At 73.9% G+C, this 24,832-nt stretch carries 20 protein-coding genes and 2 rRNA genes; 12 read left to right on the top strand and 10 right to left on the bottom strand.

What is annotated here, in order from left to right; translation table 11 throughout:
- A 23S ribosomal RNA gene (locus ABT238_RS16325) occupies positions 1–93 on the top strand; the annotation flags it as partial.
- Positions 94–173: 80 nt separating this feature from the next.
- Positions 174–290 (top strand): 5S ribosomal RNA (gene rrf / locus ABT238_RS16330).
- A 55-nt stretch (positions 291–345) separates the two neighbouring features.
- On the opposite strand, the gene ABT238_RS16335 is transcribed toward rrf, so the two are convergent.
- The 6 genes from ABT238_RS16335 to ABT238_RS16360 form a co-directional block, all read right to left on the bottom strand.
- Complete coding sequence (locus ABT238_RS16335) at positions 346–1,092, bottom strand: dienelactone hydrolase family protein (protein ID WP_350760298.1); 747 nt, start codon at positions 1,090–1,092, stop codon at positions 346–348.
- Positions 1,093–1,283: 191 nt separating this feature from the next.
- Entirely contained in the window at positions 1,284–2,594 is a 1,311-nt protein-coding gene (locus ABT238_RS16340; RefSeq protein WP_350760311.1) for a DUF58 domain-containing protein, read from the bottom strand.
- Positions 2,595–2,658: 64 nt separating this feature from the next.
- A complete protein-coding gene (locus ABT238_RS16345) occupies positions 2,659–3,588 on the bottom strand; it encodes an AAA family ATPase (protein ID WP_350564247.1) in 930 nt (309 codons plus the stop codon).
- Between the two features lie 119 nt (positions 3,589–3,707).
- On the bottom strand, positions 3,708–4,943 hold the full coding sequence (locus tag ABT238_RS16350; RefSeq protein WP_350760325.1) for a DUF4350 domain-containing protein: 1,236 nt from the start codon (positions 4,941–4,943) through the stop codon (positions 3,708–3,710).
- Positions 4,940–5,611: a DUF4129 domain-containing protein gene (locus ABT238_RS16355; RefSeq protein ID WP_350760336.1), complete on the bottom strand. Its 672-nt coding sequence runs from the start codon at positions 5,609–5,611 to the stop codon at positions 4,940–4,942. Before ABT238_RS16355 ends, ABT238_RS16350 begins: the two co-directional genes overlap by 4 nt.
- A 5-nt stretch (positions 5,612–5,616) precedes the next feature.
- Positions 5,617–6,819, bottom strand: coding sequence for a DUF7847 domain-containing protein (locus ABT238_RS16360; RefSeq protein ID WP_350564064.1), 1,203 nt, complete (start codon positions 6,817–6,819; stop codon positions 5,617–5,619).
- Positions 6,820–7,105: 286 nt separating this feature from the next.
- Here ABT238_RS16360 and mtrA point away from each other — a divergent pair, with 286 nt between their 5' ends.
- The 3 genes from mtrA to ABT238_RS16375 are packed head-to-tail and all read left to right on the top strand — an operon-like array spanning position 7,106 to position 11,796.
- Positions 7,106–7,783, top strand: a complete 678-nt coding sequence (gene mtrA / locus ABT238_RS16365) for an MtrAB system response regulator MtrA (RefSeq protein ID WP_030247322.1) — start codon at positions 7,106–7,108, stop codon at positions 7,781–7,783.
- A gap of 1 nt (position 7,784) precedes the next feature.
- On the top strand, positions 7,785–9,926 hold the full coding sequence (gene mtrB / locus ABT238_RS16370; RefSeq protein WP_502884224.1) for an MtrAB system histidine kinase MtrB: 2,142 nt from the start codon (positions 7,785–7,787) through the stop codon (positions 9,924–9,926).
- Positions 9,901–11,796, top strand: coding sequence for an LpqB family beta-propeller domain-containing protein (locus ABT238_RS16375; RefSeq protein WP_350564066.1), 1,896 nt, complete (start codon positions 9,901–9,903; stop codon positions 11,794–11,796). Before mtrB ends, ABT238_RS16375 begins: the two co-directional genes overlap by 26 nt.
- On the opposite strand, the gene ABT238_RS16380 is transcribed toward ABT238_RS16375, so the two are convergent.
- On the bottom strand, positions 11,784–12,572 hold the full coding sequence (locus ABT238_RS16380) for a ComF family protein (protein WP_350760407.1): 789 nt from the start codon (positions 12,570–12,572) through the stop codon (positions 11,784–11,786). The two genes, ABT238_RS16375 and ABT238_RS16380, sit on opposite strands and share 13 nt — an antisense overlap.
- Positions 12,573–12,900: 328 nt before the next feature.
- On the opposite strand from ABT238_RS16380, the gene hpf reads away from it, so the two are divergent.
- On the top strand, positions 12,901–13,593 hold the full coding sequence (gene hpf / locus ABT238_RS16385; protein WP_350564069.1) for a ribosome hibernation-promoting factor, HPF/YfiA family: 693 nt from the start codon (positions 12,901–12,903) through the stop codon (positions 13,591–13,593).
- A gap of 195 nt (positions 13,594–13,788) precedes the next feature.
- Positions 13,789–14,547 (top strand): response regulator, encoded by a 759-nt coding sequence (locus tag ABT238_RS16390; protein WP_350564071.1) that lies wholly within the window; start codon positions 13,789–13,791, stop codon positions 14,545–14,547.
- Positions 14,548–14,573: 26 nt separating this feature from the next.
- Here the strand turns inward: ABT238_RS16390 and ABT238_RS16395 are convergent, their stop codons facing one another.
- Together ABT238_RS16395 and ABT238_RS16400 are read right to left on the bottom strand one after the other, a co-directional pair.
- A complete protein-coding gene (locus ABT238_RS16395; RefSeq protein ID WP_350760445.1) occupies positions 14,574–15,791 on the bottom strand; it encodes a winged helix-turn-helix domain-containing protein in 1,218 nt (405 codons plus the stop codon).
- Between the two features lie 59 nt (positions 15,792–15,850).
- Positions 15,851–16,435 carry a GNAT family N-acetyltransferase gene (locus ABT238_RS16400; RefSeq protein ID WP_350564075.1) on the bottom strand — a complete coding sequence of 195 codons (585 nt, stop codon included), beginning with the start codon at positions 16,433–16,435 and terminating at the stop codon, positions 15,851–15,853.
- Positions 16,436–16,686: 251 nt separating this feature from the next.
- On the opposite strand from ABT238_RS16400, the gene secA reads away from it, so the two are divergent.
- On the top strand, positions 16,687–19,449 hold the full coding sequence (gene secA, locus ABT238_RS16405) for a preprotein translocase subunit SecA (RefSeq protein ID WP_350564077.1): 2,763 nt from the start codon (positions 16,687–16,689) through the stop codon (positions 19,447–19,449).
- Between the two features lie 122 nt (positions 19,450–19,571).
- On the opposite strand, the gene ABT238_RS16410 is transcribed toward secA, so the two are convergent.
- Positions 19,572–20,057 (bottom strand): Rv3235 family protein, encoded by a 486-nt coding sequence (locus ABT238_RS16410; protein WP_350564079.1) that lies wholly within the window; start codon positions 20,055–20,057, stop codon positions 19,572–19,574.
- A 376-nt stretch (positions 20,058–20,433) separates the two neighbouring features.
- On the opposite strand from ABT238_RS16410, the gene ABT238_RS16415 reads away from it, so the two are divergent.
- The 4 genes from ABT238_RS16415 (at position 20,434) to pruA (ending at position 24,784) form a co-directional block, all read left to right on the top strand.
- Positions 20,434–21,612: a patatin-like phospholipase family protein gene (locus ABT238_RS16415; RefSeq protein ID WP_350760484.1), complete on the top strand. Its 1,179-nt coding sequence runs from the start codon at positions 20,434–20,436 to the stop codon at positions 21,610–21,612.
- A gap of 120 nt (positions 21,613–21,732) precedes the next feature.
- On the top strand, positions 21,733–22,242 hold the full coding sequence (locus tag ABT238_RS16420; protein WP_350564082.1) for a DUF6912 family protein: 510 nt from the start codon (positions 21,733–21,735) through the stop codon (positions 22,240–22,242).
- A 102-nt stretch (positions 22,243–22,344) separates the two neighbouring features.
- Positions 22,345–23,001, top strand: coding sequence for an HAD family hydrolase (locus ABT238_RS16425; protein WP_350564084.1), 657 nt, complete (start codon positions 22,345–22,347; stop codon positions 22,999–23,001).
- Between the two features lie 157 nt (positions 23,002–23,158).
- Positions 23,159–24,784: an L-glutamate gamma-semialdehyde dehydrogenase gene (gene pruA, locus ABT238_RS16430; protein WP_350564250.1), complete on the top strand. Its 1,626-nt coding sequence runs from the start codon at positions 23,159–23,161 to the stop codon at positions 24,782–24,784.
- Positions 24,785–24,832 lie beyond the last annotated feature (48 nt).

The raw sequence follows: 24,832 nt of genomic DNA on the forward strand, positions 1-24,832 counted from the left end.
GGCTCCCAGTAGACGACTGGGTTGATAGGCCGGATATGGAAGCCCTGTGAGGGGTGGAGTTGACCGGTACTAATAGGCCGAGGGCTTGTCCTCAGTTGCTCGCGTCCACTGTGTTGTTCTGAAACAACGACCCCCGTTTTCGTGGCGGGTTCCGGTCGACAGTTTCATAGTGTTTCGGTGGTCATAGCGTGAGGGAAACGCCCGGTTACATTCCGAACCCGGAAGCTAAGCCTCATAGCGCCGATGGTACTGCAGGGGGGACCCTGTGGGAGAGTAGGACGCCGCCGAACAAATTGTGAGAGAACCCCCGCCGGTATTCCGGCGGGGGTTCTCTGCGTTCTACCCTCAGGCCGGCGAGACGGTCGGCCTGCCGAGGTGCCGGTCGTAGAACCGGCCCCCGTCCTCCACCTCGAACCACGGGGTGCCGACGTGCCCGCCCATGTTGGCGTGCAGCGTCTTCTCCTTGCTGCCGAAGGCGTCGAACAGGTCCAGGGCCCGCTGTCGGGGATTGCCCTCGTCGTCCCACTGCAGCAGGAACAGCAGCGGAGCGGTGACCTGCCGGGCCTGCGCGCGTCGTGCACGGGGCACGTAGCCCCCGGCGAAGAGACCGAGGGCCGCGATGCGCGGCTCGACCGCGGCCAGCCCGATACCGACGGCGGTCCAGCCCGAGTACCCGACCGGGCCGTCGATCCCGGGCAGCGTCAGGAGGGCGTCCAGGGTGGCCTGCCATTCCGGGACCGCCCGGTCGACCAGCGGTCCGACGAAGGACTCGAAGATCTCGTCGACCGGTTCGCCGGCCCGCATCGCCCGCTGGAGGTCGGCGCGGGCCTGCGCGTCGGCGGCGGAAGCCGGCCGATCGCCGCACCCGGGGGCGTCGATGGTGGCCACCGCGTAGCCGTACGCCGCGTAGTACCGGGCGCGGGCCACCAGTCGGGTCTCCCGCCGGGGCAGGCCGTTGTTGTGGGCCATCAGGATCAGCGGGGCCGGTGCGGATCCGGGCGTCCACAGGGTGCCGGGGATCTGTCCGAGGGTGAACTCGCGCTCGACCAGGCCGTTTGACGACGACTCGGCGGTGAACTGCAGAGCATGCATGAGGTGTTGCCTTCCGGGAGTGCCTTGGTGTCGAGGCGCTCCCGGCGACAGCTGCGTCAGTCGCCGGCCGTGACGGAGAGGGGGAGCACCCACGTCGTTACAGCGTTCATGGGTCTCACCTCCTCGGGCGGCGTCACGGTCGAGTGCACGCTACCAACCCGGCCGTCGTCGCTCCACTTCTTTTCCGGCGGTCAGAGGCGACCGGCGGCCTTGAGGGCGAGGTAGGTGTCGGCCAGGGCGGGGGCGAGCGAGGCCGGCGGGGCGTCGAGGACGGTGAGGCCGGCGCGGGTGAGACGGTCGGCAGTGTGGCGGCGGTCGGCGCGGGTCTGTTCGGCGGCCGCGGCCCCGTAGACGGCCTCGACGGTGCCGCGGCCGGCGGCGAGTTCGTCGAGGTGGGGGTCGGAGACGGAGGCGAGGACGACCTCGTGGCGCTTGGTCAGCAGGGGGAGCAGAGGGAGCAGGTCGTCCTCGACCGGGGCCGCGTCGAGCCCGGTGAGCAGCACGATCAGCGAGCGGTGCGGCGCCATCTTGAGCGCGGTGGAGACCAGCGAGCGCATGTCGGTCTCGTGGAGGGCGGGCTCCAGGACGGCCATCGCGTTGGTAAAGGCCGGCAGGATCTCGTTCGGGGAGCGGCCGGCCACCGAGACCCGCTTGCGCAGGTCGTGGGCGAGCAGGTCGACCCGGTCGCCGGCCTTGGTGGCCAGGGCGGTGAGCAGGAGCGCGGCGTCCAGGGAGGCGTCCAGGCGGGGCGCGTCGCCGACCCGGCCGGCCGAGGTGCGGCCGGTGTCGAGGACGACGAGGATGTGCCGGTCGCGCTCGGGGCGCCAGGTGCGGACGGCGACGGTGTGCCGGCGGGCGCTGGCCCGCCAGTCGATCGAGCGGACGTCGTCGCCGGGCAGGTACTCGCGCAGCGAGTCGAACTCGGTGCCCTGGCCGCGGGTCAGGACCGAGGTGCGGCCGTCGAGTTCGCGCAGCCGGGCGAGCCGGGAGGGCAGGTGCTTGCGGCTGGCGAACGGGGGCAGGGCGCGCACGGTCCACGGGACGAGGTGCGAGCCCTGACGGCCGGCCAGGCCGAGCGGGCCGAGCGAACGGACCGTCACCTTGTGGGCGTGGTGGTCCCCGCGCCGGGTGGGGGTGAGGACGGTGGTGACCCGGCGCCGTTCGTGGCCGGGCACGCGCACGGTGTGCCGGGAGGCGGCGGTCTCGGTGCCGGGCCGCCAGGCGGACGGGGCCCAGGCGTCGCGGATCCGGGCGCGCAGCGGGCGCCCGGCCGGGTTGGTGAGGGTCAGTTCGACGGCGGCGGGTTCGCCGAGCCGCACCACGGTGTCGCCGCCCCGGGTGATCCGCAGGCTGCGGACGGGGGCGGCGAGCACCAGGTCGAGGGCGACGCCGAGCAGGACCGCACCGGTGACGGCGCCGATCCCGGCCCAGGAGGGCAGCAGCAGGCCCGTGACGAGGGCGCCGAGCGCGGCGAGCAGGGCGGTTCGCCCGGTGAGGGCCATGCGGTGCGTTCCTTCGTCGGGGCCGGGGGTGAGCCGGCGACAGGGGCGGGCGGGCGGGGCGGGCTCAGCGCGGGGCGGGCGTCTGGGCGAGCACCGCCTGGATGACGGAGTCGGCGGTGACGCCCTCCATCTCGGCCTCGGCGCGTAGGGCGACCCGGTGCCGCAGGGTGGGCAGGGCCAGTGCCTTGACGTCGTCGGGGGTGACGTAGTCGCGCCCGGCCAGCCAGGCCCAGGCGCGGGAGGCGCCGAGCAGGGCGGTGGCACCGCGCGGGGAGACGCCGATGGAGAGCGAGGGCGACTGCCGGGTGGCCCGGCAGAGGTCGACGATGTAGGCGAGGACCTCGGGGGAGACGGTCAGCTTGGCGATCTGCTCCCGGGCGGCCGCGATGTGCTCGGCTCCGGCGACCGGGCGGACGCCGGCGGAGGCGAGGTCGCGCGGGTCGAAGCCGGCGGCGTGCCGGGCGAGGACCTGGAACTCCTGGTCGCGGTCGGGCAGCGGGAGGATCAGCTTCAGCAGGAAGCGGTCGAGCTGGGCCTCGGGCAGCGGGTAGGTGCCCTCGTACTCGACGGGGTTCTGGGTGGCGGCGACCAGGAACGGCACCGGCAGGGCGCGCGGTTCGCCGTCGACGGTGACCTGCCGCTCCTCCATGGCCTCCAGCAGGGCGGCCTGGGTCTTCGGCGGGGTGCGGTTGATCTCGTCGGCCAGCAGCAGGTTGGTGAAGACCGGGCCGGGCTGGAAGGAGAACTCGGCGGTGCGGGCGTCGTAGACCAGCGAGCCGGTGACGTCGCCGGGCATCAGGTCGGGGGTGAACTGGATGCGCTTGGTCTCCAGGCTGAGCGCGGTGGAGAGGGTGCGGATCAGCAGGGTCTTGGCCACGCCGGGGACGCCTTCGAGCAGCACGTGGCCGCCGCAGAGCAGGGCGACGACGAGGCCGGTGACGGCGGCGTCCTGGCCGACGACGGCCTTGCCGATCTCGGCGCGCAGGGCGGTCAGCGCCTCGCGCGGGTCCCGGAGCCGCGGGTCGCCGGGCGCGGTGGCGGCGGGGACGGTGGTGCCGGTGGTGGCGGGTGCCGTGCCGGGGGTGATGCGGAGCTGGGTGGTGGCCTTCTCGGTCACGGCTTCCGTACCTGCCTTTCGAGGGCGTCGAGGTCGTCGGCGAGCCGCAGCAGCGCGGCGTCGTCGGTCGGGGGCGGGCCGTACAGGAGGGCCCGTACGTCCCCGGCGGACCGCTCGGGAAGGCGGTCGGCGACGGCCGCGCAGAGCGCGGTGGGATCGGGCGCGCCGGCCTCGGGCGGGACGCCCAGGGCCGGGGCGACGCGGTGCGCGGTGGCACGGCGCAGGGCGTCGGCGGCGCGGCCGCGGGCCCTGGCGCGGTGGTAGAGGCGGGCCCGGCCCTCGGTGGTCTCGGAGGCGCGGACCACCACGGGCAGGTTCTCGCTGACGACCGGGCCGAGGCGGCGGGCGCGCCAGAGCGCGGCGAGCACGACGGCGATGGCCAGCTGGTAGCCGGCCCAGCTCCAGCCCTCGGGGATGTAGTCCTGGAAGCTCTTCTGCCCGCCCTCGGCGACCGGGGCGGTGTAGTCGGGCAGGTGCCAGGAGACGTGCGGCCGGGCGCCGAGCAGGCCGAGCCCGAGGGCGGCGTTGCCGTCCTTCTTGAGCAGCTCGTTGGTGAGGAACTCGCCGCTGCCGAGGACCACGACGTCGGTGCCGCGGCCGGTCGGCACGCTGACCAGGGGGTAGCCGTGCCCGCGCTGGTAGCAGCCCTCGCCGCGGCTGCCGGCGGTGTAGAGCAGGCCGCCGAGGTGGGCGCTGCCGGCCCGGACGGCCTCGGGCAGGGAGCAGCCGGGGTCGGTGCCGCGGACGCGGGCGTAGGGCACGCCGCCGTTCTCGTCGGACAGGCGGACGCCGGGGGCGAGGGCGCTGAGGGCGGCGGGGCCGGGGGCGATCAGGACCAGCCGGGCGTGCCGGGCGGCGGCGATGGCGGTGAGCTGCTCGGGGGAGAGCAGGTCGGGCTCGGGCAGCACCAGGGTGTCGGCGCCGGTGGGGCGGCCGGTGGGGTCGATGGCGGGGTCGACCTTGAGGCCCTCGCGTTCCAGCAGGGCGACCACGGCGTGGCTGCCGTCGGGGTCGTAGGAGCGCGGGTCCAGCGGCGGGTACTGGCGTTCGCCATTGGCGGCGGCCAGCACGACGGCGGCGAGCAGGGCGAGGACGAGGGTGAGCAGGTACCAGCGGGCGCGCCGCCACAGGCCGCGGCCGGTGGGGGCGATGCTGGTGCCGGCCGGGACGGGCGCGGGGGCCGGTGCCGTCTGCCGCAGTGCCGTCGGCGGGGCGGGGGTGGCGCTGGTCATGCGGCTCCTCCGGCGGCCGGGGCGAGGACCGGGCGGGCGCGGCCGAGGGTCCGGTCGAGGTCGCGCAGCAGCTGGTAGGCGGCCTGGTCGGCGGTGCGCTCGCCGTACGCGATGTCGTCGAAGGTGCGGGCGGCCGCGGTGAGCGCGGCGGCGTGCTCGGGCAGCGCGCGGCCGGCCTCGGCGGCGGCCTCGTCGGCGGTGCGGCCGGGGCGGGGGTCGAGCAGGGCGCGTTCCTCCAGGTCGCGGACCAGGGCGCGCATCTGCTCGCGGACCGCCTCGGCCCACAGGCCGGCGGCGGCGTGCCGCTCGGCGTCGGCGCGGTGCTCGGCGGCGCTGCGCGGGCCGGTGCCGCCGAAGACGCCGAGGTCGGTGCGGGCGGCCCGCTTGGGCGCGCCGAGGCGCCACCAGAGGGCGGCGCCGATCACCAGGGCGACCACCAGGAAGAGGACCAGGCCGGTGGCACCGCTGGTGCCGCCGCCGGCGAGCGCATTGAGCGCGTCGTTGATCCGCTCCATGATCCAGTCGATGATCCGTTCCTGGATGCTCGGGTCGTGCCGGTGGTAGTCGGCCTTGACCAGTTCGTCCCGGGCCGCCTCGCGGGCCGCGTCACGCGGGGTCGTGACCGGGGCCCCGCTCGCGAGCACGACGATCTCCCCCCAGGTCGGCATCGGGCTCAGAGCCTTGCCGGGGCGGGGCCGGGCTGGTCGCCCCAGCCGGTGCCGCCGTGCTCGGGCAGGCCGGCGGCGCGGGCGAGCTCGATGTCGAGGGCCTCGCGGCGGATCCGCTGGTCGACGTAGAGCAGCACGCCGATGGTGGCGGTGAAGGGGAGCGTGATGGTGGAGGAGATGATGCCGCCGATGGCGACGGCGACCAGCATCGCGGTGGGCATGCTGGTGCTGTCGCCGGCGTCGATCTGGCTGGAGAGGTCGCTCCAGCCGAGCACCACGCCTGCGACCGTGAACGGGGTGGCGATCACGCTGGAGACGATCCAGGAGATGAGCATGCTCAGGAGGGTGATGCCGAAGATCCGCCACCAGGAGCGGCGGACCAGGCGGCGGGAGCGGGAGAGGGCGGCGATGACGCCCTGCTTCTCCAGCATGAGCGCGGGCGCGGCCAGGCTGAGCTGGATCCCGATCCAGCAGACGACGGGGAGGCTGAGCATGCCCACGATGATGAGCAGGGCGGTGATCGCCGGCTCCTCCGCCCCGGCCAGCGCGTAGCCGATCAGCGGGGTGAAGGCCAGCAGGGCGATACCGCCGAGGATCAGTCCGTTGAGCAGGGTGAGGCCGATGAGCTGGAGCATCCGCGGCCGGGCGTCGCGCCAGGCGTCCCGGAGCGTGACGGCCTGCCCGAGGATGGCGCGGCTGACCACCATGGTCAGCAGGGCTGAGGCGATCACGCCGAGCAGCCAGGCGAGCGGCAGGCTGACCAGGGAGCTCAGCACCGGGGTGAGTTCGCCGGTGTCGCCCTGGACGGCGAGCTGGGCGCCGAGCGCGACGCCCTGCTGGACCACGGCGACGCCGAAGGAGAGGCCGAGGGCGGTCCGCCAGTGCTTGCGGACGGTGGAGACGGCGCCGTCGAGGATCTCACCGAGGCCGAGCGGGCGCAGCGGGATGACGCCGGGCTTGGGGCTGGGCGGCGCGCCCCAGCCGTACTGCCCGCCGGGCGGCCCGTACGGCGGCGGCTGCTGCCCGTACGGCGGCTGCTGCCCGTACGGGGGCTGCGGGGCGCCCGGGGCGGTGCCCCAGGCGGGCGGGGCGTCGTGGTGCGGTGCCGACTGGCCGGGCACGGGGGCGGGCGCGTCGGCCGGGGGCCGGGCACCGTCGCGGGGCGGCTCGGACGAGCCGGGCGAGGCCCAGCCCGGGGTGTCGGTCATCACTGCTCCTCGGAGGGCGTCAGGGTTCGCGGCACCGGGTGGATCTTCACCCGGGCGCAGCGCCCATCGTGCCATGGTGCCCGGACGCGCCCCAGGGGGATCCGGTTGCTGAACGGCAACGGCCTCTCCGTGGACGGCCGGTGGCCCCTCAGGCGGGCCCCGGGGGTGGGTGGGGCCGGACCTTTCGCCCGGTATGGCCGGAATTCGCCAGGGTGCCAGTTGGCCGTTCTGGAGCAATGGGACTGCTGTGCGGCAGGTCACAATCCGGTAATGAGAAGATGGACCCATGAAGGGACGCGTCCTCGTCGTTGATGACGACTCCGCACTGGCCGAGATGCTCGGCATTGTGCTGCGGGGTGAGGGTTTTGAGCCGTTTTTCGTCGCGGATGGGGACAGGGCGCTAGCCGCCTTCCGGGAGACCAAGCCCGACCTGGTCCTGCTTGACCTCATGCTGCCCGGCCGCGACGGCATCGACGTCTGCCGGCAGATCCGGGCGGAGTCCGGGATTCCGATCGTCATGCTGACCGCCAAGACCGACACGGTGGACGTCGTGGTGGGTCTGGAGTCGGGTGCCGACGACTACGTGACCAAGCCGTTCAAGCCCAAGGAGCTGGTGGCCCGGGTGCGTGCCCGGCTGCGCCGCGCCGAGGAGCCGACTCCGGAGCAGCTGACCATCGGCGATCTGGTGATCGACGTGGCCGGCCACTCGGTCAAGCGGGACGGACGGGGCATCCCGCTGACCCCGCTGGAGTTCGACCTGCTGGTCGCGCTGGCCCGCAAGCCCTGGCAGGTGTTCACCCGCGAGGTGCTGCTGGAGCAGGTCTGGGGCTACCGGCACGCGGCGGACACCCGGCTGGTCAACGTCCACGTGCAGCGACTGCGTTCCAAGATCGAGAAGGATCCGGAGCGCCCCGAGATCGTGGTGACCGTGCGCGGCGTCGGCTACAAGGCCGGGCCCAGCTGACGTGAGCGAGCAGTCCGACGAGACCCCGGCGGGTGCCGCGAGCGACGGGGGCGGCGGCGCCGTGCGCGGGGACGTGCTGAGTTCGACCGTGCGCAGCCGCCGCCGGCGCGGGCCGGCGGCCCTGCTCGCGCCGGTGCGCCGTCAGCTGCGCCGCCCCGTGCACCGGGTGGCCGCGCTGTACCGGCGGTCGATCCAGCTGCGGGTGGTGGCGGCGACCCTGCTGCTGTCGGTCCTGGTGGTGCTGGTGCTGGGCGTCGTCGTGATCGCCCAGGTGCGCACCGGGCTGCTGGACACCAAGCGGGCCGCGGCGCGCGACCAGGCGATCGCGGGCTTCCAGACCGAGCTCAAGAAGATCGACGAGGCGAAGGACCTGCGGCTGCGGGTCGGCGCGGCCGCCGACCCGGCCACCGAGGAGCCCGGAACGTGGCTGCTCCGGCAGGTCGGCGAACTCGCCGCCAGCGGGCAGAACGTCTACTCGGTGATCGCGATGCTGCCGGCCAGCGGCCAGACCGTGCAGCCGGACCGGACCAGCTTCGGCCCGCGCTACTCGAGCGACATCTCGCCGGACAGCATTCCGGCCGCGCTGAAGACGCGGGTGGCCCAGGAGGCCGGCCAGACCTTCAGCCAGCCCACCCGGATCCAGCGCTCCCCGGAGAGCGGCGGGACGACCGAGCCCGGCCTGGTCTTCGGACAGCAGTTCGTCGGCCCGGACGGCACCAGCTACCAGCTGTACTACGTCTTCTCCTTCGGCCAGGAGACCAAGACCCTCAACCTGATCACCGGCACCCTGGCGACCGCCGGCGTGTTCGTGGTGATCATGATGGGCGGCATCGCCTGGCTGGTGGTGCGCCAGGTGGTGACCCCGGTCCGGATGGCCGCCGGGATCTCCGAGCGGCTGGCCGCCGGTCACCTGGAAGAGCGGATGAAGGTCACCGGCACGGACGACATCGCCCGGCTCGGCGAATCGTTCAACCGCATGGCCAACGCGCTGCAGGCGCAGATCCGCCAGCTGGAGGAGCTGTCCCGGGTGCAGCGGCGCTTCGTGTCGGACGTCTCGCACGAGCTGCGCACCCCGCTGACCACCGTCCGGATGGCCGCCGACCTCATCTACGACAGCCGCGAGGACCTGGACCCGATGGCGGCCCGGTCCGCCGAACTGCTCCAGGGCCAGCTGGACCGCTTCGAGTCGCTGCTCGCCGACCTGCTGGAGATCAGCCGGTTCGACGCGGGCGCGGCCGTCCTGGACGCCGAGCCGGTGGACCTGCGCGAGATCGTCGGCCGGGTGGTCGAGGCCGCCGATCCGCTGGCCCAGGCCAAGGGCAGCGCGGTGGTGATCCGCGGCGACGGCGAGCCGGTGGTGGCCGAGGTCGACTCCCGGCGGATCGAGCGCATCCTGCGCAACCTGGTGGTCAACGCGCTGGAGCACGGCGAGGGCCGGGACGTCGTGGTCCGGCTGGGCTCGCAGGACGGCGCGGTCGCGGTCGGCGTGCGCGACTACGGCATCGGCCTCAAGCCGGGCGAGGCGTCCCGGGTGTTCCACCGGTTCTGGCGGGCCGACCCGTCCCGGGTGCGGACCACCGGCGGCACCGGCCTCGGCCTGTCCATCGCGGTCGAGGACGCGCACCTGCACGGCGGCTGGCTCCAGGCCTGGGGCGAGCCGGGCGGCGGTTCGCACTTCCGGCTCACCCTGCCGCGCACCCGCGGCGGTGAGATCAACCGGGCGCCGTTCCGGCTGGAGCCGGAGGACTCGCGCAACAACCGGGGCCTGGGCACGTACGGCACGCCGTACCGGCGGGCGATCCGCCCGGCCGGCTCGACCGCGCTGGCCGCGGCGGAGGACCCGGCCGTCCCGGAGACCCCGGAGGCCTCCGGGGGCGGGTTCGGCAGTGGGCTCGGCGGTGTGCTGAGCATCGGCCCGGGTCTCGGCCGGCGGCTGCCGGACGCCCCGCGGGCCGACCCGTCGGACGTCCTGCCGGCCGGTGCCGGGTACGGTGCGACGGGCGCGCAGGTCATGGTGGACACGGCGCCGGGCCGGCCGTCGGTGGCGCAGCGGACCGCGGGACCGGACGGGACCGCCGGGGCGGGCACGGGTGGAACGGACACGGAGGGGTCGCAGGGTGCGAAGGACCAGCGGCAGGACTGAGCCGCGGCTGGCCGGGGTGGTCGGGGCCCTGCTGGGCTCCCTGCTGGCCGGCGGCTGCGCGGCGATGCCGGATTCCGGTGGTGTCACCAAGATCGAGCTGTCCAAGAGCTCGGCGGACAAGAACCTCCAGGTGAGGGTCTTTCCGGTGGAGCCCGCCAAGGGGTCCGACCCGCAGGAGCTGCTGGCCGGCTTCCTGGACGCGCTGACCGCGGACGACAACTACGGCACGGCCCGCAAGTACCTGACGCCGGCCGCGGCGGCGAGCTGGAACGCCGAGACCGGCGTCAAGGTGCTGGGCGGCAAGCCGACCCAGCCGAACGTGAGCGTGACCGACACCGAAACCGACATCTCCATCGCGCTCAACGGGCAGCTGGTGGCCGAGGTGGACGAGCGGCACTCGTACCGGATCGTGGACCCGCGTCCGTTGGATCTCCCCTTCTCCTTCAAGCGGGAGAAGGGCGGCGAGTGGCGGATCGACAAGCTGCCCAACGGGCTGATCCTCAACGAGGTCAACTTCCGCAACAGCTACCGCCAGGTCGACCGGTTCTACTACGCGGCGCCGGACCCGTCCGCGCCGACCGCCGCGGCGGCGACCAGCCAGGACGTGCTGATCGCCGACCCGATCTACCTGCGGCGCCGAATAGACCCGCTGGTCTCGGCCGTCAACGCGCTGATCTCCGGGCCGTCCACCTGGCTCTCCCCGGTGGCCCGGTCGGCCTTCCCGGCCGGGAGCAAGCTGGAGTCGGTGAGCCTGGACGACGGCCACACCGGGCACGTCGTCGTCAGCGGGGTCGACCTGGGCAGCGCCACCGCGTGCCGGCGGATGGCCACCCAGCTGCTCTACACGCTCGCCGACCAGGGGACCGGGCAGGTGGACAAGCTGGAGCTCAAGGGGCAGCACGGCGGCCCGAGCTGTCAGGCGAGCCGCGGCGACGAGCCCGCGACCGGCCCCGGCTCGCTGGCGGGGCAGATGGCCACCCGGCAGTTCTACCAGCGCGCGGACAACGGCGTGCTGTACGAGACGCGCGGGGGCGACGACATCGGTGAGCCGGTGCACGGGCCGCTGGGGCGCCCGCAGCAGTCCGGCCGGCGGCTGGGCGAGATCGCGGTGGCCCGGGACGGCGAGCACGCCGCGGCGATCAGCGGGGACGGCCACCAGCTCTACACCGTGCCGTTCCTGGAGAACCTGGCGGCGATGCCGCAGCCGGTGCTGACCACCCCGAACCGTCCGGGGGCGAAGGCGGAGGACGGGCTGACCTCGCCGACCTGGGACGGGCGCGGCGACCTCTACGTGGTGGACCGCGACCCGCAGGGGCCGAAGGTGCTGCTGGTGCGCGACAAGAAGGTCGTCGAGGTGCCGGTGGTCGGCCTGGGCAACCGGTCGGTGCAGGGCATCAAGGTCTCCTCGGACGGGGCCCGGGTGGCCCTGCTGCTCAAGGAGGGCAAGGACAGCAAGGACCAGCAGCTCTGGCTGGGCCTGATGGTCCACGAGGGCACCAAGGACGCGCCGACCGCGAGGATCGTCGGCCTGCAGCCGGCCAACCCGGTGTTCCAGGAGGTGGTCTCGGTCTCCTGGGCCGAGGCGGACCAGCTGCTGGTGCTGGGCAAGGAGAAGGACAAGCTGCAGCAGCTGCACTACGTCAGCACGGACGGGTCGCAGAACCCGGACGCGCGGCTGCAGAGCGGCGGCGAGATGGGCGCCGTCGCCGCGTCGGAGTCCCGGGTGAACGGCGGGGGCGGCAGTGCGCCGCTGGTGCCGCCGGTGCTGGCGCTGCAGGGGGCGGAGGGCAAGCCGTACCGGCTGGTCAACAACCAGTGGCGGGAACTGGTGCTGCCGTACCAGACCTCCGCGTTCATCTACCCGGGCTGATCACCGGGACCGTCGGCGTGCCGCCGGTCCGCGCCGGCCGCCGCGACGGTGGCGGCCGCGTGGGGCGGCAGGCCGGCGGCCGACAGCGCCCGGGCCGCCTCGGCGAGGCTCGCGCCGGTGGTCACCAGGTCGTCCACCAGGACCGGCCGGCGCCCACCGGGCGGGCGGGGGCCGAGCGGCCGGACGGTGAGCGCGCCGTGCAGGTTGCGCCGGCGCTCGGCGGCCGGGAGCCCGGCCTGGTCGGCGACCGGGCGGAGGTGGCGCAGCAGGGGCGCGGCGCGGGCGTCCAGCCCCTCGCGGCGCAGGGCGCGGGCGGCGGCGCCGGCCAGCCGCAGGGTCGGGTCGTGGCCCCGGGCGCGGACGGCCGCGCGGGCCGAGGGCACCGGGACGAGCAGCAGCGGGAACTGCCCGGTGCGCGGGCCGAGCGCGGAGCGCACCGCGCGGGCGAGCGCCTCGCCGAGCGGGCCGGCCAGCCGGAGCGCGCCGCGTTCCTTGTGGGCGAGCAGCAGCCGGCGGACCGGGCCCTCGTAGGGCGCGGCGGCGTGCGTCCAGGGCAGGGCGGCGCACGGCCCTGGACGTGCGGTGGCGAGGGTGTGCCGGCAGGCCGGACAGAGCTGCCCCGGTCGGCGCCGCAGCCCGCGCAGGTGGCCGGCACCAGCACGTCGAGCAGACCGGCCAGGGCGTGTGCGAACGGCCCCTGGGCGGGCTGCGGTTGCGACGGTGCGGGCGTCGGTGGCATGGCTGCTCCTTCCGGCTCGGGAACGGAGAGTGAGCAAAGAATGCGCCGTACGGGGGGTGTTGTCCAGGTATTTACCTGTGTTTCACTCGCAGGAGGGTAGACAGGGGGCAACGGCTTGACCGCCAAGCCGATCTGTCCGCCTTGCCCGAACTCTCCACTGGGGAGGCGAAAACTCCGTGTGAGGTGTTCGATGAGCCCCAGGGGGTTTCAACCGTCCCTGATGGGGAGGAAGTGAGGTGAGGGCCAGTCGTTCCCGCCGTTGCCGGTGGGACGGAGGGCCGGCGGAAGGATTGGCTGGTCCGGCTGGTCTCAGTCCGGTCCGGTAGCACCCGGACCGGCGACAGAACGAGGGATCGGAGTTCTGCGTGGACATCGTTGTCAAGGGCCGCAAGACCGAGGTGCCCAAGAGGTTCCGGGATCACGTGGCCGAGAAGCTGGAGAAGGTCCAGAAGTTCGACACCAAGGCGATCAGCCTCGATGTCGAGGTGTCCAAGGAACACAACCCGCGGCAGGCCGACCGGTCCGACCGCGTGGAGATCACTCTCCGTACCCGTGGCCCGGTGATCCGGGCCGAGGCCGCCGCCGCCGACCCCTACGCGGCGCTCGACCTGGCCTCGGCGAAGCTCGACGCCCAGCTGCGCAAGTCCGCGGACCGGCGTCGGGTCCACAAGGGCGGCAACGGCCGCACCCCGATCAGCGTCGCCGAGGCGACCGCGGCCCTGGCCGCGCTGCCCGAGACGCAGCCGTCGGAGAGCAGCACCAACGGGGCCGTCCGCAAGACCATGATGGGAACCCTGGAAGTGGAGGGCGAAGGCCCGCTGGTGGTCCGGGAGAAGACGCACCCGGCCGCCCCGATGGCGCTCGACCAGGCGCTCTACGAGATGGAGCTGGTCGGCCACGACTTCTACCTCTTCGTGGAGAAGGACAGCGGCCTGCCGAGCGTCGTCTACCGCCGGCACGGTTACCACTACGGCGTGATCCACCTGAAGGCCGACGGTTCGACCGTCGAGGGCGGTGGCGCCGGTGGTGCGATCGGCGCGGGTGACGACGAGGACTGACCGTCCGAGCAGCATGGGAGGGTGACCCCGGTGGCCGGTGCCGCCGGGGTCACCGGCGTTCGGGGCGGCCCGGCCGCGTCGCCGGGCCGCCGCGCAGGTCACCCGATGCGGGGCAATCGGCGCCGGAGGGTGACCGCAGGGGCCTCCGGCCGTGGAATGATTGGCGGACGACGACCGGCGACGGGGGAGGAGCGGATGGGGGATCACTTCGGGCTGGGGCCCGCAACGGGGCCGGTCGCGGGGGTGTCGCCCGGCCCGGGGGCGGAGCCCGAGTACGCCCCGCACCGGGGGGAGCCGATCCGTGTCCTGGTGGTGGACGACCACGCGCTGTTCCGCCGCGGCCTGGAGATCGTGCTGGCCGAGGAGGAGGACATCACGGTCGTCGGCGAGGCCGGGGACGGCGCCGAGGCGGTGCTCAAGGCCGCCGACCTGCTGCCGGACATCATCCTCATGGACGTCAGGATGCCGCGCCGCAGCGGGATCGAGGCCTGTACGGCGATCAAGGACGTCGCGCCCAGCACCAAGATCATCATGCTGACGATAAGCGACGAGGAGGCCGACCTCTACGAGGCGATCAAGGCGGGCGCCACCGGGTACCTGCTCAAGGAGATCTCCACCGACGAGGTGGCCACCGCGATCCGCGCGGTCGCCGACGGGCAGTCCCAGATCAGCCCGTCGATGGCGTCCAAGCTGCTCACCGAGTTCAAGTCGATGATCCAGCGCCGGTCCGACGAACGGGACCTGGTGCCCGCGCCGCGGCTGACCGACCGGGAGCTGGAGGTGCTGAAGCTGGTGGCCACCGGGATGAACAACCGGGAGATCGCCAAGGAGTTGTTCATCAGCGAGAACACCGTGAAGAACCACGTGCGCAACATCCTGGAGAAGCTCCAGCTGCACTCCCGGATGGAGGCCGTGGTGTACGCGATGCGGGAGAAGATCCTCGAAATAGGGTGAGCGCGCGGGGGCCGCCGCGCCCCCGCTCAGCCGAGCAGTTTCTCCAGTGCCGGGCGGAGCGCCTCGTCGTGCAGCGCCTCGACCCGCACGCCCTCGCAGCCCACCCAGGAGGCCGCCTCGCGCAGCGCCCCGGCCAGCGCCTCCAGGTGCCGGGGGGAGTCCAGCGAGACCTGACGGGCCACCAGCGTGCGTCCCTCGCGGGCCGGATCGACCCGGCCGACCAGCCGGCCGCCGGCCAGCAGCGGCATCGCGAAGTAGCCGTGCACCCGCTTGTGCCTGGGCGTGTAGGCCTCCAGCCGGTGGAGCATGCCGAAGATCCGCTCGGTGCGCGGGCGGTCCCAGATCAGCGAGTCGAACGGCGAGAGCAGCGTGGTCCGGTGGCGCCCGCGCGGCGCCGCGGCGAGCGCCGCCGGATCGGCCCAGGCCGCGCCCGGGGAGCCGTCCGGGCCCCAGCCGGCCACCTGGACCGGGACCAGGCCGGAGTCGGGCAGCACCGCGTCCAACTGGTCGGCGCGCAGCCGGTGGTAGTCGAGCAGGTCGGCCCGGGTGGCCACGCCCAGGGCCGCGCCGGACTGCGCGACCAGGGTGCGCAGGCAGTGCTCGTCGTCCGGCTCGGCCGCGAACAGCTCGGCGGGGATCGCCTGTTCGGCCAGCGCGTAGACGCGCTTCCAGCTCCGGCGCTCGGTGCAGACCACGTCGCCGAAGGCCAGCGCCCGCTCCACCGCGATCTTGGTGTCGGACCAGTCCCACCACTCGGCGGTGCGCTTGGCGCCGCCCAGTTCGGTGGAGGTGAGCGGCCCCTCGGCGCGCAGCTTGTCGAGCACGGTGCGGTACGTCGCCGCGTCGACCTGCTTGCCCCAGACGTGGGCCTTGGCGCGGTAGCCGCGGCGCCGGAAGGCGAACAGCGGCCACTCCTCGACGGGCAGCACGCAGGCCGCGTGCGACCAGTACTCGAAGCTCGCGCCGCCGCGCCAGTACGCCGCCTCGACGGCCGGGCGGCCGACCGCGCCGAGCCGGGCGTACGGGACCAGTTCGTGGGAGCGGGCCAGCACCGAGATGGTGTCGAGCTGGACGGCGCCGAGCCGGCGCAGCACCCCGCGCACGCCGCCGCGGCGGTCCGGGGCACCGAGCAGTCCCTGGGCGCGCAGGGCGATCCGGCGGGCGTCGTCGGCGCCGAGGACGGTCGCCGGGGCGGGGGTCGCGGGGGAGGGGCCGGCGGTCGGGCGCGGGGTCGAGGCGGTCATGCCGGCGAGCCTAGACGGGGGCACCGACAACCGGCCCGGGCCGGCCGGCGTCCGTCCGGTCAGCCCGGGAGGTCCTCGGCGAGCAGCGAGGCGATCCAGGAGTCGCGGAACTGCCCGCGCTGCTCGGCGTAGGAGCGCAGCAGGCCCTCCATGCGGAAGCCGACCTTCTCGGCCACCGCGCGGGAGCCCTCGTTGCCCACGTAGGCGAGCCACTCCAGCCGGCGCAGGCCCAGCTCGCGCAGGCCGTAGCGGGCCACCGCGGCGGCGGCCTCGGCGGTGTACCCGCGGCCGCGGAACTCCTTGGTCGCCCACCAGCCGACCTCGGCGGCGCCCGGCCGGCCGGCGCAGGCCATCAGCCCCTGGCTGCCGACCAGCGCGCCGGACTCCCGCTCGAACACGCACCACACCAGGTTCTCGCCGGTCCGCCAGCCCTCGGTGGCGAAGTCGTGGACGAAGTACTCGGCGTCCTGGCGGCGGTAGGGGGACGGGACGACCGTCCAGCGCTGGATCTCCTCGTCCTGGCAGGCGGCGAAGACCGCGTCGACGTCGCCCTCGGCGGGCGCGCGCAGGACCAGGCGCTCGGTGGTGAGGACGACGGGCTCCGTCGTGCGCGGTTCGTTCCGCTTCTGAGACTCTTCTTCCATGCGCGGATTATTCCGTGCAAAGAGAAATCCAGGTATCCGATTAACGGACCGGCGTGGCCAACTGGCCGGACGCCCGCCCGGTTTGCCCCGGTGCGATGGACTTTCACCGGATGTGCTCGCGCGGGTGACACGGGAATAGCGTGCTGACGCACCTCCCGGGGCATTGGACTCCTCGCATACGATGGCCCGTGCGGTGGGGTGGATCCACCGTGCAGTCGTCCAGTGCCAATACAGGCAAGGAGCCCGCTCACGTGTCCGTCTTCGACAAGATCCTGCGCGCCGGCGAAGGCAAGATCCTTCGCAAGCTGCAGCGGATTGCTGCCCAGGTCAACTCCATCGAAGAGGACTTCGTCAACCTCACCGACGCCGAGCTGCGCGCACTGACCGACGAGTACAAGCAGCGGCTCGTCGACGGCGAGACCCTGGACGACATCCTCCCCGAGGCGTTCGCCACCGTCCGCGAGGCCGCCAAGCGCGTGCTGGGCCAGCGGCACTACGACGTCCAGCTGATGGGTGGGGCCGCGCTGCACCTCGGCTACGTCGCCGAGATGCGCACCGGTGAGGGCAAGACCCTGGTCGGCACGCTGCCCGCGTACCTCAACGCGCTCACCGGCAAGGGCGTGCACCTCATCACGGTCAACGACTACCTCGCCGAGCGCGACTCGGAGTGGATGGGCCGGGTGCACCGCTTCCTCGGCCTCGAGGTCGGCGTGATCCTCGCCAACATGACGCCCGCCGAGCGCAGGCGCCAGTACGGGATGGACATCACGTACGGCACCAACAACGAGTTCGGCTTCGACTACCTGCGCGACAACATGGCCTGGTCGAAGGACGAACTCGTCCAGCGCGGCCACAACTTCGCGGTGGTCGACGAGGTCGACTCGATCCTCATCGACGAGGCCCGCACCCCGCTGATCATCTCCGGCCCGGCGGACCAGGCGACCAAGTGGTACGCCGACTTCGCCAAGCTGGTGCTGCGCCTGAAGATCGACCGCGACTACGAGGTCGACGAGAAGAAGCGCACCGTCGGCATCCTCGAGGAGGGCGTCACCCGGGTCGAGGACTACCTCGGCATCGACAACCTCTACGAGTCGGTGAACACCCCGCTGGTCGGCTTCCTGAACAACGCCATCAAGGCGAAGGAGCTGTACAAGGCGGACAAGGACTACGTCGTGATGAACGGCGAGGTCATGATCGTCGACGAGCACACCGGCCGCATCCTGGCCGGCCGCCGCTACAACGAGGGCATGCACCAGGCCATCGAGGCCAAGGAGGGGGTGGAGGTCCAGAACGAGAACCAGACGCTGGCCACCATCACCCTGCAGAACTTCTTCCGCCTGTACGACAAGCTGGCCGGAATGACCGGTACCGGCACCACCGAGGCGGCCGAGTTCCACCAGATCTACAAGCTCGGCGTGGTGCCGATCCCGACCAACAAGACCCCGCTGCGCATCGACCAGCCCGACCTGATCTACAAGTCGGAGCCGGCCAAGTTCGCCGCCGTGGTCGAGGACATCGCCGAGAAGCACGAGAAGGGCCAGCCGGTGCTGGTCGGCACCGTGTCGGTCGAGAAGTCCGAGTACCTGTCGCAGGAGCTGCGCAAGCGCGGCATCCCGCACGAGGTGCTGAACGCCAAGCACCACGAGCGCGAGGCGCAGATCGTCGCCCAGGCCGGCCGCAAGGGCGCCGTCACCGTCGCCACCAACATGGCCGGCCGCGGTACCGACATCATGCTCGGCGGCAACGCCGACCACCTCGCGGCCGCCGAGCTGGCCCAGCGCGGGCTCTCCGCGGTGGACACCCCGGAGGAGTACGAGGCCGCGTTCCCGGCCGCGCTGGAGAAGGCCAAGGCCGCGGTCAAGACGGAGCAGGACGAGGTCAAGGAGGCCGGCGGCCTCTACGTCCTCGGCACCGAGCGGCACGAGTCCCGCCGGATCGACAACCAGCTGCGCGGCCGTTCCGGCCGTCAGGGCGACCCGGGCGAGTCCCGCTTCTACCTGTCGCTGGGCGACGACCTGATGCGCCTGTTCAAGGCTGGCATGGTCGAGCGCGTGCTCTCGATGGCCAACGTGCCCGAGGACGTGCCGATCGAGTCGAAGATGGTCACCCGGGCGATCGCCTCCGCGCAGACCCAGGTCGAGCAGCAGAACTTCGAGATCCGCAAGAACGTCCTCAAGTACGACGAGGTGCTGAACCGCCAGCGCGAGGTCATCTACGGCGAGCGCCGCCGGGTGCTGGAGGGCGAGGACCTCCAGGAGCAGGTCGGCCACTTCATGGACGACACCGTCGAGGCGTACGTCCGGGCCGCCACCGGCGAGGGCTTCGAGGACGACTGGGACCTCGAGAAGCTCTGGACCGCGCTCAAGCAGCTCTACCCCGTCACCCTGGACCTGGAGGAGCTGGAGGAGGAGGCCGGCGGCACCGCGGGCCTCACCCCGGAGTTCCTCACCAAGGTCATCCAGGAGGACGTCCAGGCGCAGTACGGCGCCCGCGAGGACCAGCTCGGCACCGAGATCATGCGCGAGCTGGAGCGCCGCGTCGTCCTGTCGGTGCTGGACCGCCGCTGGCGCGAGCACCTCTACGAGATGGACTACCTCCAGGAGGGCATCGGCCTGCGGGCCATGGCGCAGCGCGACCCGCTGGTCGAGTACCAGCGCGAGGGCTTCGACATGTTCACCGCGATGATGGAGGGCATCAAGGAGGAGTCCGTCGGCTACCTGTTCAACCTGGAGGTCCAGGTCGAGCAGCAGGTCGAGGAGGTCCCGGTCGAGGACGCCGCGGTCATGCTCGACAAGCTTGAGAAGGACGCCGCCCGCCCGGAGATCAAGGCCAAGGGCCTGGAGGCCCCCAAGCCGCAGCGGCTGCACTACACGGCCCCCTCGGACGAGGTCGGCGGCGGTGTGGTCGAGGGCGACTTCGAGGACCTCGCGGTGGAGGACGAGGGCGACGGCCTGACCCGCGCCGAGCGCCGCAAGGCCGCCAAGTCGGCCAAGGGCCGCCGCCGCAAGGGCTGAGACGAGGCCGGCGGCCGGTCCGCGCCGCGGACCGGCCCGCCGCCGGGCAGGGCGCCGCTCCCGTACGGGGGCGGCGCCCCGCGCCGTTTCCGGGGCGGTCCGCCCGGGCGCGCGGACGGCGCTCACCGGGCCTCCACGGCGGTGCACTGCCACTGGCCCGAGGGACCGCGCGGCTCCAGCCGGAACGCCACCACGTGGTGCCGGGGGCCGAGGTCGACCCGGACGCAGGCCTCGACGGCGCCCGGCGAGGGGGAGCGGTCGTGCACCGGGCCGAGCCGCGGCCGCACGCCGCCGTGCGGCCGGCGCAGGGTGCCGGCCCGGACCAGGGCGGAGAGCTGGCCGTAGCAGTCCAGCGTGGTGTGGCGCATCAGCTGGCCGGACGGCCGGACGCCGGTGAGCACCTCCACCAGCCGGAGGGCGAACCGGGCGCTCAGGCCGTCGAGCGGGGCCCGGACCTGAGCACCGGTGCAGACCGCCCGGGGGTTGCGGGGCCGGCGCGGGGGCGCCGGGTGGTGGTCCCGCGCGGTGCCGCGGGGCCGGACGGGGCGCGCGGAGAGCACGGCGGGCGGGGCGGCCGGCGGTGTGGAGCGGTTCGGGCACGTGGTCATGGGCCTTCCTCGGGGGCGGTCGGCGCGGGGCCGGGCGGGGCCGTACCGTCGGTGCCGCGGGTACGGACGGGTCCTTGCTAGCGGCCGCCCGCGCGGGGCGGCAACGGTTTTCCGACGGTCCGGCGGACGGCTCCCGAATTCACCTATCCGGGTGAGTGGGCCCGTGCGGGGGCAGGGCTCCGGGCGCCCGCGCGGGCCGTGGGTTGACGTGCCGGGTCGGCCGGGACGGCCCGAAAGGGGACGGTCCGTTCGCCAGGACGGGCGTTGCGCCCGCGGCGCCGCGCGCGCAGGATCGAAGGCCGGGCCGTACGTCCCGCGCGGCGTCCGCCCGGCAGCGCACCACCACCCACCGCCCCGACGACGACAGGCGGCCGGTATGACGACATGGGTATCCGGAACACGTCCGGCGCCGCCGGTGCCCGGGGGCGCTCCCCGGCGCGGCCTGGTGCTGGGCGGCGGGGGCATGCTCGGCGCCGCCTGGACGGTCGGCGCGCTGTGCGCCGTCGAGGAGGCGACCGGCCGGCCGGCCGGTGAGGCGGAGGTGCTGCTGGGCACCTCGGCGGGCGCGATCCTCGGCGCGCTGCTCGCGGGCGGGGCGGACACCGGGCAGTTGCGCGACCACCAGCGGGGCCTGCCGATCGGGTCCGGGCCGCTGGCCGGGATCGACTTCGACTACGACACGGCGGTCGGCGGCGCGCTGCCGCCGCGGCCCCGGGCGGGAATCGGCTCGCCGGGGCTGCTGCGGGACGCCGTCCGGCACCCGCGCACCTACCCCTGGCTCACCATGGTCTCGGCGATGGCGCCGCACGGCCGGGGCTCGCTGACGTCGGTCGGCGCGCTGGTCGGCGCCCTCTTCGACGGCCCCGACGGCCCCGACGGCCCCGACGGCCCCGACGGCCCTGGAGGTACGGGCGGCACCGACAGCCCGGGCGCCCCGGACGGCCCGGACGGCCCCGGGGGCTGGGCGGGGGGCCCGGCGCTGCGGGTCGTCGCGGTGGACTACCGCAGCGGCCGCCGGGTGGTCTTCGGCGACCCCGGCGCACCCCCGGCCCGGGTCGACGAGGCGGTGATGGCCTCCTGTGCGATCCCCGGCTGGTTCGCACCCGTCCCGGTCGGCGGCACCGAGTACGTCGACGGCGGCTGCTGGTCGGCCACCAACGCCGACCTGCTGCTGGACCGGGGTCTCGACGAGGTGTACGTGCTCGCCCCGATGGCGCTGCGGCCCGACCCGCCGGGGCGCCCGGAGCCCGACGGCGGCGCGTCGGCCGCCACGCGCGCCCGGCGCGTGAGGGAGTGGCTGCACGCCCCGCGCGAGCGGGACCGTCCGAGCGGGGTGCTCGCCCAGCTGGTCGCCCGCTACCGCCGGACGGTGACCCGCCAGCTGTTGCGCGAGGCCCGGGTGCTGCGGGCCGGCGGCGTGCGCGTCCACCTGCTCGCGCCCACCCCCGCCGACCTGGCGGTGATGGGCCCGAACATGATGGACCCGGCCCGCCGCGGGCCCGTCCTGGAGAGCGCGCTGGACAACTGCCGACGGTCCCTGCGGACCGCGCGCTGACGGTCCGGGGAGGCGGGGCGCGCGGCCCGGCGGCGCGCGGGTGATCACGGCCCGCCGTCCGGCGCTTATTCTTGGGGGCGCTGGAAGCTGTGCCGCTGGACGAACCGGAGAGTGCCACCGATGCGCGTGTACGTGCCCACCACCCTGACCGCCCTGGCGGCGGCGCACTCGGGCGGCGCGCTGGAGCAGTCCGCGGCGTACGCCGTGACGCCCGCGCTGCGCGAGTGGTACGTCAGCGACGACCTGGAGGAGCTGGAGTACGCGGCGCTGAACCGGGCCGCCCAGTCCTCGCTGCGCCTGCTGGCCGCCGAACCCGACGCCCCGCGCCGCCGGGTCGTCGTGGCGCTCGACATCGCCGACTCGGCGGTGAAGCCCTTCCCCGGCGACGAGTACCAGGACCAGGCCTCGCTCGGCCGGGTGGTGCTGGCCGGCCCGGTCAAGCTCGCCAAGGCGGCCGCGGTGCACGCGGACGTCGCCGACGCGGACGTGGTGGCCGACGTGACCGCGGCCGTCGAGGCGGTGGCGGCGGCGGACGCCGGCGACCAGGACGCCCAGTTCACCGTGGACGGCGCCGAGGACCACGACCTGCTCTGGTTCGCCACCCAGGAGATCACCGGCCTGCTCGGCTGAGCCCTGCCCGGCCGGTCCGCTCGGCCGGGTCCGCCCCGCGTCGCCGGCCCGCGTGAGCCCCGTCCTACCGGTCCGGCGGTGCCCGGCGTTACCGTTCAACGCGTGCGCACTCATATCGTCTGGGACTGGAACGGAACGCTCTTCCACGACATGGAGGCGGTGCTCGGCGCGAGCAACGCCGCCTTCGCGACCATCGGCGTAGCGCCGATGACGCTGCAGGAGTACCGAGAGCAGTACGAGATCCCGATCCCCCGCTTCTACCAGCGGCTGCTCGGCCGGCTGCCCTCCGAGGACGAGTGGCTGCGCCTGGACGACGCGTTCCACGACAGCTACCGCCGGCTGGCCGCCGCCTGCGGCCTCACCGAGGGCGCCCGGGAGCTGCTGGACGACTGGCGGGCGGCCGGGCACAGCCAGTCGCTGCTGTCCATGTACGAGCACGACCGGCTGCTGCCGGTGGTCGACGGCTTCGGCCTGACCAGCCGGTTCCTGCGGGTGGACGGGCGCAGCGGCCCGGCCGGCGGGCAGAAGGCCGAACACCTGGTCCGGCACCTGGCCGCGCTCGGCGAGCGGGTGGACCCGGCCCGCACGGTGCTGATCGGCGACGCGGCGGACGACGCGCTGGCCGCGCTGAACGCGGGCGCCCACGCGGTGCTGTACACCGGCGGCTCGCACACCCGGGAGAAGCTGGAACCGGTCGGCGTGCCGGTGGTGGACACCCTGGCGGAGGCGGTGGAGCTGGCCGGCCGGCTCGCCGGCTGAGGCACCCGCCGGGCGGCCGGGCGTGGCGCGGACCACGTCCACCGTTGGCGTGTCCGGGCGGGCGAAGCGGCCCGCCGCTGGTCAGGCTGGACGGGTGCCGGTCCCGTCGTCGGAACGGGGTCGGCCACCGTGACGAGGAGCGGAGTCCGCCATGCCCATCGACGCAGTCACCCAGGTCCCGGTCCCGGGCAACGAGCCGGTGCTCGGCTACGCGCCCGGCAGCCCGGAGCGGGAGCGTCTGGTGCGCCGGCTGGACGACCTGGCGGCCGAGCAGGTCCCGCTGCCGATGACCATCGGCGGGGAGCAGCGGTTCGGCGGCGGCGAGCGGATCGACGTCGTCCAGCCGCACCACCACGCGGCCAAGCTGGGCGTGCTCGGCAACGCCACCCGGGAGGACGCCCGGGCCGCGGTGGACGCCGCGCTGGCGGCCGGGCGGGAGTGGCGGGCGCTGTCCTTCGACGACCGGGCGGCGGTCTTCCTGCGCGCCGCCGACCTGCTGGCCGGGCCGTGGCGGGAGACGCTGAACGCGGCCACCATGCTCGGGCAGTCCAAGACCGCGCAGCAGGCGGAGATCGACTCGGCCTGCGAGCTGATCGACTTCTGGCGCTGGAACGCGCACTTCGCCCGGCAGATCCTGGCCGAGCAGCCGGTCTCCTCGCCGGGGGTGTGGAACCGCACCGACCACCGCCCGCTGGAGGGCTTCGTCTACGCGATCACCCCGTTCAACTTCACCGCGATCGCCGGCAACCTGCCGACCGCGCCCGCGCTGATGGGCAACACGGTGGTGTGGAAGCCCGCGCCGACCCAGACGCTGGCCGCCCACTACCTGATGCGGCTGCTGGAGGCGGCCGGCCTGCCGCCCGGCGTGGTCAACCTGGTCACCGGCGACGGGCAGCAGCTGTCCGCGGTGGCGCTCGCCGACCCCGCCCTGGCCGGACTGCACTTCACCGGCTCCACCGCGACCTTCCGCTCGCTCTGGCAGACGATCGGCGCCAACATCGGCGGCTACCGGACGTACCCGAGGATCGTCGGGGAGACCGGCGGCAAGGACTTCCTGCTGGCGCACCGCTCGGCCGACCCGGAGATCCTCAAGGCCGCGCTGATCCGCGGCGCCTTCGAGTACCAGGGCCAGAAGTGCTCGGCGCTCTCCCGCGCCTACCTGCCGCGCAGCGTCTGGCAGCGGATCAAGGACGACTTCCTCGCCGAGGTGGACGCGCTGGCCGTCGGCGACGTCACCGACCTGTCGAACTTCATGGGCGCGCTGATCGACCGGCGCGCGTTCGAGAAGAACCGGGAGGCCATCGACCGGGCCAAGGCGGACCCGACGGTGGAGCTGGCGGCGGGCGGCCAGTACGACGACGCGATCGGCTGGTTCGTCCGCCCGACCGTGCTGGTCTCCTCGGACCACCGCAACGAGATGTTCCGCACCGAGTACTTCGGCCCGATCCTGGCCGTCCACGTCTACGAGGACTCCCGCTGGGAGGACGTGCTGAACCGGGTGGACGCGGGCGCGCCGTACGGGCTGACCGGCTCGGTGGTGGCCCAGGACCGCTACGCGATCGCGCAGGCGGTGGAGGCGCTGCGGTTCGCCGCCGGGAACTTCTACATCAACGACAAGCCGACCGGCGCGGTCGTCGGCCAGCAGCCCTTCGGCGGCGGCCGGGCGTCGGGGACCAACGACAAGGCGGGCGCGGCGCAGAACCTGCTGCGCTGGACCTCGGCCCGGTCGATCAAGGAGACGTTCGTCCCGCCGACCTCGCACGTTCACCCGCACATGGGCTGAATGCCCACCCTCCGCACACGGATTCCGCAGAGGCTCCGCACGAACTTT

Source organism: Kitasatospora sp. NPDC001527, assembly GCF_040298605.1.
Taxonomy (GTDB): domain Bacteria; phylum Actinomycetota; class Actinomycetes; order Streptomycetales; family Streptomycetaceae; genus Kitasatospora.

Coding starts and splice junctions, on each gene's coding strand:
- ABT238_RS16390 (WP_350564071.1), top strand. CDS start 13,789: ATGGGGGATCACTTCGGGCTGGGGCCCGCAACGGGGCCGGTCGCGGGG.
- mtrA (WP_030247322.1), top strand. CDS start 7,106: ATGAAGGGACGCGTCCTCGTCGTTGATGACGACTCCGCACTGGCCGAG.
- ABT238_RS16335 (WP_350760298.1), bottom strand. CDS start 1,092: ATGCATGCTCTGCAGTTCACCGCCGAGTCGTCGTCAAACGGCCTGGTC.
- ABT238_RS16350 (WP_350760325.1), bottom strand. CDS start 4,943: ATGACCAGCGCCACCCCCGCCCCGCCGACGGCACTGCGGCAGACGGCA.
- ABT238_RS16420 (WP_350564082.1), top strand. CDS start 21,733: ATGCGCGTGTACGTGCCCACCACCCTGACCGCCCTGGCGGCGGCGCAC.
- ABT238_RS16400 (WP_350564075.1), bottom strand. CDS start 16,435: ATGGAAGAAGAGTCTCAGAAGCGGAACGAACCGCGCACGACGGAGCCC.
- ABT238_RS16355 (WP_350760336.1), bottom strand. CDS start 5,611: ATGCCGACCTGGGGGGAGATCGTCGTGCTCGCGAGCGGGGCCCCGGTC.
- ABT238_RS16340 (WP_350760311.1), bottom strand. CDS start 2,594: ATGGCCCTCACCGGGCGAACCGCCCTGCTCGCCGCGCTCGGCGCCCTC.
- ABT238_RS16415 (WP_350760484.1), top strand. CDS start 20,434: ATGACGACATGGGTATCCGGAACACGTCCGGCGCCGCCGGTGCCCGGG.
- ABT238_RS16360 (WP_350564064.1), bottom strand. CDS start 6,819: ATGACCGACACCCCGGGCTGGGCCTCGCCCGGCTCGTCCGAGCCGCCC.
- ABT238_RS16410 (WP_350564079.1), bottom strand. CDS start 20,057: ATGACCACGTGCCCGAACCGCTCCACACCGCCGGCCGCCCCGCCCGCC.
- ABT238_RS16395 (WP_350760445.1), bottom strand. CDS start 15,791: ATGACCGCCTCGACCCCGCGCCCGACCGCCGGCCCCTCCCCCGCGACC.